We start from the raw sequence: 6,461 nt of genomic DNA, 5'->3' as shown, positions 1-6,461 counted from the left end.
GTGTAAAACTCGATCTCGAGCCGGCCATCGGAGTCCCTGATTGCTGCTGGCATCGCATAGTTCGCCAGGACTGAACCCTGGTTTAAATCTTCCTTGGTAAGCAGCTCCTTGTCACGCATACTTACTTTGAGCAGCCGAAACAAAATGGCAATCTGGGTGGCGGTAAGCGTTTGATTTTTAAGGAAATTGATTTCCTCCAGAATCTTATCGAAGCCATTCCGGTCGGCGGATGAAAAGATTTTGCCGTTCACAAACACGTAATGGTAAGAAACGTGACCATGACTCCCCCGTTCTTCCACGTAAACCACCGAAAAATAATCCGGCAATGATGCAAACGGAAGCGGAATCACATCCACATCCTTTTCAGACAGGGAAAGATTCGTTTCCAAATGTTTTAGGACGGACTGCATTGTTTCATTCATTTCAAACTTTTACTTCACATCAGTGATTATCCAGATTCCCTTCGCTCCGCAAATATTCCGAATTCTGCCCGCCGGGCGCATTCAACAACATTTGCCGCAATTCTTCCGGATCTGTGGTAACCGGTGGATTCTGATCTAAGCGGTCCTGAATCGTTCTGACCACACGTCTTAAATTAGGATCGTTCCGGTAGAGATCGTGCAAATGCTCATAGCTGCCGTTGGATGGCCCCAAAACCAGTGTGCGCAAAACCCATCTCATATCGTCCGCGGTAGGGGGCGTTCCTGTTTCAGCAAGTTGACCCGCATAATAGGCGCGATATCGGAAGAAGCGCTTCGGCTTGCAGGACTCCGTTCAGGGATGCGTTTCCTGGACGTTGCCGCAGGCAGCGGCGCACTGAGTGTTCCCGCTGCACGATTGGGCGCAGAAGTACTTTCAGTCGACATCTCTCCCAATATGCTACAGCGGCTTGAGCAACGCGCTCGAAAAGAGAATCTCAGTATACAAATAATCTTGGAGCATCCGGTTATAGCGATGTGGCGTTGCGCGATGCAATTAACGCCGGCGAATTGCTGGGACCGCGCATTCAGGTTTCGGGGCCATCGATAGGAATGACGGGAGGCCACTGTGACAACAACCTTTTGCCATCCGAGTTTCAACACAAAGCAGAGGGTGTGGCGGATGGGCCATGGGAGGTTCGCGCCAAAGTGCGAGAGAACGTGAAGTACGGAGCGGACGTCATTAAGTTTTGCGCCACCGGCGGTGTGTTGTCAAAAGGAACCGATGTCGGTGCGACACAGTACACATCGGAAGAAATGACGGCGCTGATCGATGAAGCGCATCAATTAGGCCGAAAGGTCGCAGCACATGCGCATGGAACGGACGGCATCAAGATGGCAATCCGCGCCGGCGTCGATTCTGTTGAACACGCAAGTCTGCTGGATGACGAAGCAATCTCGCTCGCGAAAAAAAGTGGTGTAGCGCTTAGCATGAATCTGTACAGCAGCCAGTACATCATTGAAGAAGGTCAGAAGATTGGTGTGTTGCCGGAATCGATCAACAAAGCAAAGTCGGTTCATGAAAAACGGTTACAGAGTTTTCGCCGCGCGCATGCAGCCGGTGCATTTGTGGTATTCGGCACCGATTCGGGAGTCTATCCGCATGGGCAGAATGCAAAACAATTCGCGTTGATGATTCAAAACGGAATGACTCCGCCCGCGGCAATTCAAGCTGCAACGATTCACGCGGCAAAGGTCCTGAACTGGAGCAATGATGTCGGCAGCATTGAACCGGGAAAGTTTGCGGACTTGATCGCCGTGGAAGGAAATCCGTTAAGCGACATAACTCTGCTGGAACATGTGCGGTTTGTCATGAAGGATGGCACGATCATCCGGAACGACATCAAGAATTAACGCAAAGACGCCAGGCGTAAAGACGTTTAATTTTTTCCTTTGCGGCTTCGCGGCTTTGCGTTGAAAAAACTCCCCCGGACACTCAATGAACTGAAAGGACCCTCAGAATTTTGTGACCCCTAACTCCGCCTCTTAGACGAGATAGGTCTGGCAACGGGTTTGCTAAGTGCAGAATTGCAATGAACTTCAACTATGGGGTTAAACAATTTCATGCAAGTCAATTTCCTTCGGCGTCTACTTTATCTATTTGTGATTCTACTTTTTACACAGCCCGCTTTTGCTCAGCGTCTCGTTGCCAGAAAGTTGTTCGATCATGCGAGAGCAATTCGGGTGATTGGCGAGACAGCATATGTGGTTTCTGGTTCCGGCCTTTTTATCTATGACATCACGGATAGAGCTCATCCGAATCTACTTTCCAGTTTACTGATCAACAACAACTCGTCTTTCGATTTGGAAGTCTCGCCTCCTCATGCGTATGTCTTATCCGGTGAGGTGCATTTCGAGAATTCCACCATTACTGTTGTGAATATTGCGAATCGCGCGAAACCAGTTATCGTCTCGCAATATCAGGACTTCACAGGGACTCAAGCAAAGGATTTTATCCTGCGCGGCGAAACGTTGATTGTATCCAACGCAAATCATCTGGATTTTCTGACCGTGTCGGACCCCCGGGAAATACGCAAGATCACCAGTTTGCACGTTACGCCGGAAGGAGGCACGATTCAATCTTTTACGCGCGACGGTTTTGTGCTTTATGCGAGCTACAGGTATTTGAATCGCTCCGGAGTCGTTGCAGTTGATACGGTGAATCGGCGCAACCCCAAAATTCTTTCGCGGATCAAATATGCTGGAAACGATAAGGATCGTCCGGTTCCAATTTCGTTAGCCGTCAGCAATCATGTGCTGTATGTAGGCCGGAACGGTCAAAAGATTTCCTTTTATGATGTCAGCAATCCTGCAAATCTGAAAAGCAGTGGAACGCTGAGTGTCACAGCATTCGGCTTGATGGCAGAGAGCAATTTTCTTTTTGCACAAACCTCGGATCAAAAAGTGGCCGTTTATGACATCACCACTCCGCTGTCGCCGCGACTTGTGCGTGAAGTCGAGTGGTCGGGCAGTACAACAGGCATGGACTTCGATCCGGTACAATTGAACGCTTTTGTGCAATGGACGGAATTGGGGCGCTCCGGATTCGCGATTTTGAAGTTCAAAAACGACGGCACGTACGAGGTCCAATCCAGCAAACCGTCGGTTTATGGTTCGGATGTGGAAGAAAAGGATGGCGTGACTTTCATCACCGGCTCGAACAAGCTGGCATCCGTTGAGCGTGTGCCTGGCAGAAAAGACGTAAGAGAACTGGGAAACATAGCCTTTTTTGAATTGTTGGGTTCCATGGAGATCCGGAATTCGCGAGCTTATATCAGCACGGTTGATTCAGAGTCCAAACCGGGTATTCGAATCGTTGATGTTTCCGATCCGGCTCACATGCAGGAACTCGGATACCTCGAATTGGATGCTGCAGAAGTGCCTCCCGAAACCAGCCAGCCGCGCTTTGATGTTCAGCAAAACGTGATGGTCCTCGCGCTGAAAAAAACGGGATTGGCAATTTACAATGTATCGAACGGTGCTTTTCAGCATGTTTCTACATTCCAAACGCCAGCTAAGGAGCTATCCCTCAACGCGACCATCCGCGATGGCATTGCATTCTTATGCACATCCCGTCTCAATGCTGATACCCCCAACAATGAGCTGAATCTTTATACGATTGATGTGCAAAATCCGGCAAGGCCAAAGATGATCGCAAAATTCCGGAATTTCGATACAGGCGATATCATCAATGATCTTAAAGTTGACGGCAGTTTCTTGTACATAGCCGGAGCTGAGCGAGGCAGCTTGCAGAGGCAGCACGGATCGGGCAAGTTGTACATTTTTTCCATCGAAACACCTGAAAAGCCTGTCCTGCTGTCTAAAACCTTTACGGGATCGGGTCCGCAAAGTAAATCAGGTGATGCGGAAGAGATTAAGATTCAATCCGATGTTGCGTACTTGGCCGATGGAGTCGATGGGATTACCATATTCGATTTATCCGACAAATCGAATCCAATACGCGTGGGAACTTTGAACACACCCTCCTTAGCGCGGGGTGTCTCACTCGATGATCAGAATCAAATTCACGTTGCAGATTCGGTATGTTATCTCTTGTTTCGCTGAGTCCTTAACGCATTGCTGAATAGTGCCAGCGTTTTGATACGATCGGCGTGAAAGAACTGATGGGATAGTTTCATCCACAGTTCAGGATTGCGCCATGGTGGAAACCGACGGTTCAAGCACCAATTGCGTCGGATTGGTCGATACATGTATAGTCGATACATATATATGGAGGTGCCTAATGGGATTTCCCAAATTGCCGACAGTAGGAGGGTTCAAGGTTGATGTGGGTCTAACGGGTGGGACTTCGGACGAATTTGACGGCACGGCAAAAGCAAGATCGAAACGAGATCGTAATATTGAAAAATCGGTGTCTCGCGCGGATGAACGAGATCGCGATCCCAAAGCTATAAAAAGTGAACAAGACGAAAAGAATCTTCAGGCCGCTAAAAAACTCAAAATAGGTGCTCAAGAAGGTGGCGAGGAAGTGAAAACGATTGCCAGTCAGAACGCTCAAATCATGCGGCAATATCTCGACGCGAAATTAAAAGAAAAAAATAGAAGCGAATAGAGAACCATTTCGGATTTGATGCCGCCTGCCTTTGGCTGGCCTAGTTCTGGCAACCAACCGATTCTGGCCAGCGAGGCGCCGGCGCTGAAAACGCCAAGACACTCTCTCTCAACTCTCCAAAGCAACGCGAGTTGCTAGAAAAACAATTCCGGTATCCTGCAAGTCCTCATCGGATATATTGTCTCGACTTACAACGCTCTCATTGCTGTTGGCAAAGGACTTGCTCCAAGCGGTTCCAAATGCAAAGGAGAAACAACTGTCTTCAGAATAGTTCTGATTCAAGCGGAGCGCTTCAGGTCAATTGCACGCTTTCGTCTTTGCCTCCCGGAGCGAACCGTCATGTTCGAATCATTAGAGAAGTATTGGGTTCGGTGGTTGATGGCACAAAGGTAAACTTCGCCGCTAATGCGGATCCTAACAATACAGTCCGAAGCGAAATGATCAGAATAATACAGCGTTCGTGATCACGACTTTACGCGCGATATCGGAGGTGCAGTTAACGGGTTCTGTGACTGCTCGCTTCACTCGTGGTAAGAGCGAAACGCATATTGGACCGATAGATTGTGAATTAGGCGTGGCGGTCGACCTTGCACTAACCGTGAAAAACAATGGCCCCTATCCATCCAAACCTGTTCGCGTTGCTACTCAGTGGCCATCGAATTTTATTTCTGAAGGTATCGGTTCTTGCTTTGATTCCTGTCTTGTTCCGGCGCTGAATCCCGGGCAAACCGTCTCCATCAAGGTGACCGGGGCCGTTAGCGCAAACAGCCCGGATGTTGTATCATCGGCAATTTCAACGTTGGATCCTGCTCAAACCCTGTTTGATTCGATCGTCAACAACAACCAGATCACTTTAGGGGTGTGCTTGTAAGCCTGCTGCTTTGCATCTCTGCGCCTTTGCGTTAAAAATTCTTGCGCCTCCATGCCAACTTTTTTCGTCCTGATTCGGTCTAAAACGTAATGAAGAAGATACCATTCTTATGTCTGTTTCTCCTTTTTGTTACGGGCATTGGCTTTGCTGGCCACAAAAGACGGGTTGAAGATCATGTTCTTGTTTCCGAATCCTTTCCAGCAATTCGAATACAAGTGGATCCGGCCGCGTAACCAGGTAAGGCCCCCGCCATGTAAAAGGCCAGGAATCCCATCCAGAACGTCTTGCAACTCTTTTGAAAATCATCGATCGTTAGAAGACATTTAGGCGGCTGCTGTTCAGCGAAAGAACACAAAGTTCGCAAAGTTCGCGAAGACCAATCTGAGATGTTACATTTTAGGTTGATGAAGATTGATTCGACCATTCAAATGAACAACGGGGTTAACATACCGCGCCTGGGACTTGGCATGTATAGAAGTCCTCAAGGTCAAAAGTCGTTCAGCACTGTGTCTTATGCTCTGCAATTTGGTTACAGGCATATTGATACCGCGGCGCTTTACAACAATGAACGCGAGGTGGGGGACGCCGTGGAGGAGTCCGGAATTCCACGCGAGCAGATTTTTGTAACAACAAAGCTCTGGAACGACGATCACGGTTATGACAAAGCTTTGCGCGCGTTCGAGAAGAGCATGAAGGAATTGAATCTCGGTTATATCGATCTTTATTTGGTCCACTGGCCTGTCACAGGCAAACGCAGAGATTCATGGAAAGCGTTGCAGAAAATCTATAAAGAAGGACGGTGCCGCTCGATCGGTGTCAGCAATTATTTGATCCGACATCTGGAGGAACTGCTGTCTGAATCAGAAGTTGTGCCGGTTGTAAATCAGGTGGAGTTCAGTCCGTTCCTGTATCAGAAGGAGCTGCTGGAGTATTGCCGTTCGAAGAACATTCTGCTGGAAGCTTACAGTCCGATCACAAAAGGCAAACGACTGGATGATGCGAATTTGATGAAGCTCGCGAAAAAGTACCGCAAAACTTC

6 protein-coding genes and 2 pseudogenes are annotated in these 6,461 nt (G+C 48.5%); 6 read left to right on the top strand and 2 right to left on the bottom strand.

Annotation, left to right across the window (positions count from 1 at the left end):
- Positions 1–422 (bottom strand): hypothetical protein (locus L0156_15520; GenBank protein MCI0604404.1); only part of this gene is annotated, 422 nt, incomplete at its 3' end.
- Positions 423–441: 19 nt separating this feature from the next.
- Positions 442–681 (bottom strand): hypothetical protein, encoded by a 240-nt coding sequence (locus tag L0156_15515; GenBank protein MCI0604403.1) that lies wholly within the window; start codon positions 679–681, stop codon positions 442–444.
- 96 nt (positions 682–777) lie between these two features.
- Between L0156_15515 and L0156_15510 the strand changes: the two are divergent.
- The 6 genes and pseudogenes from L0156_15510 to L0156_15485 form a co-directional block, all read left to right on the top strand.
- Positions 778–921 (top strand): annotated as a pseudogene (locus tag L0156_15510) (methyltransferase domain-containing protein).
- Between the two features lie 8 nt (positions 922–929).
- Positions 930–1,832 (top strand): annotated as a pseudogene (locus tag L0156_15505) (amidohydrolase family protein).
- A 210-nt stretch (positions 1,833–2,042) separates the two neighbouring features.
- Positions 2,043–4,043 carry a hypothetical protein gene (locus tag L0156_15500; GenBank protein MCI0604402.1) on the top strand — a complete coding sequence of 667 codons (2,001 nt, stop codon included), beginning with the start codon at positions 2,043–2,045 and terminating at the stop codon, positions 4,041–4,043.
- A gap of 94 nt (positions 4,044–4,137) precedes the next feature.
- On the top strand, positions 4,138–4,551 hold the full coding sequence (locus tag L0156_15495; protein ID MCI0604401.1) for a hypothetical protein: 414 nt from the start codon (positions 4,138–4,140) through the stop codon (positions 4,549–4,551).
- A 460-nt stretch (positions 4,552–5,011) separates the two neighbouring features.
- The gene (locus tag L0156_15490) at positions 5,012–5,422 is read left to right on the top strand and encodes a DUF11 domain-containing protein (GenBank protein ID MCI0604400.1); all 411 of its coding nucleotides are present in this window, start codon (positions 5,012–5,014) and stop codon (positions 5,420–5,422) included.
- 404 nt (positions 5,423–5,826) lie between these two features.
- Positions 5,827–6,461: aldo/keto reductase (locus tag L0156_15485; GenBank protein MCI0604399.1), on the top strand; the 635-nt coding region annotated here is incomplete at its 3' end.

This window comes from bacterium (assembly GCA_022616075.1).
GTDB lineage: Bacteria > Acidobacteriota > HRBIN11 > JAKEFK01 > JAKEFK01 > JAKEFK01.
The sequence above is the reverse complement of the archived record's forward strand: the minus strand, read 5'-3'. Positions and strand labels throughout refer to the sequence as shown.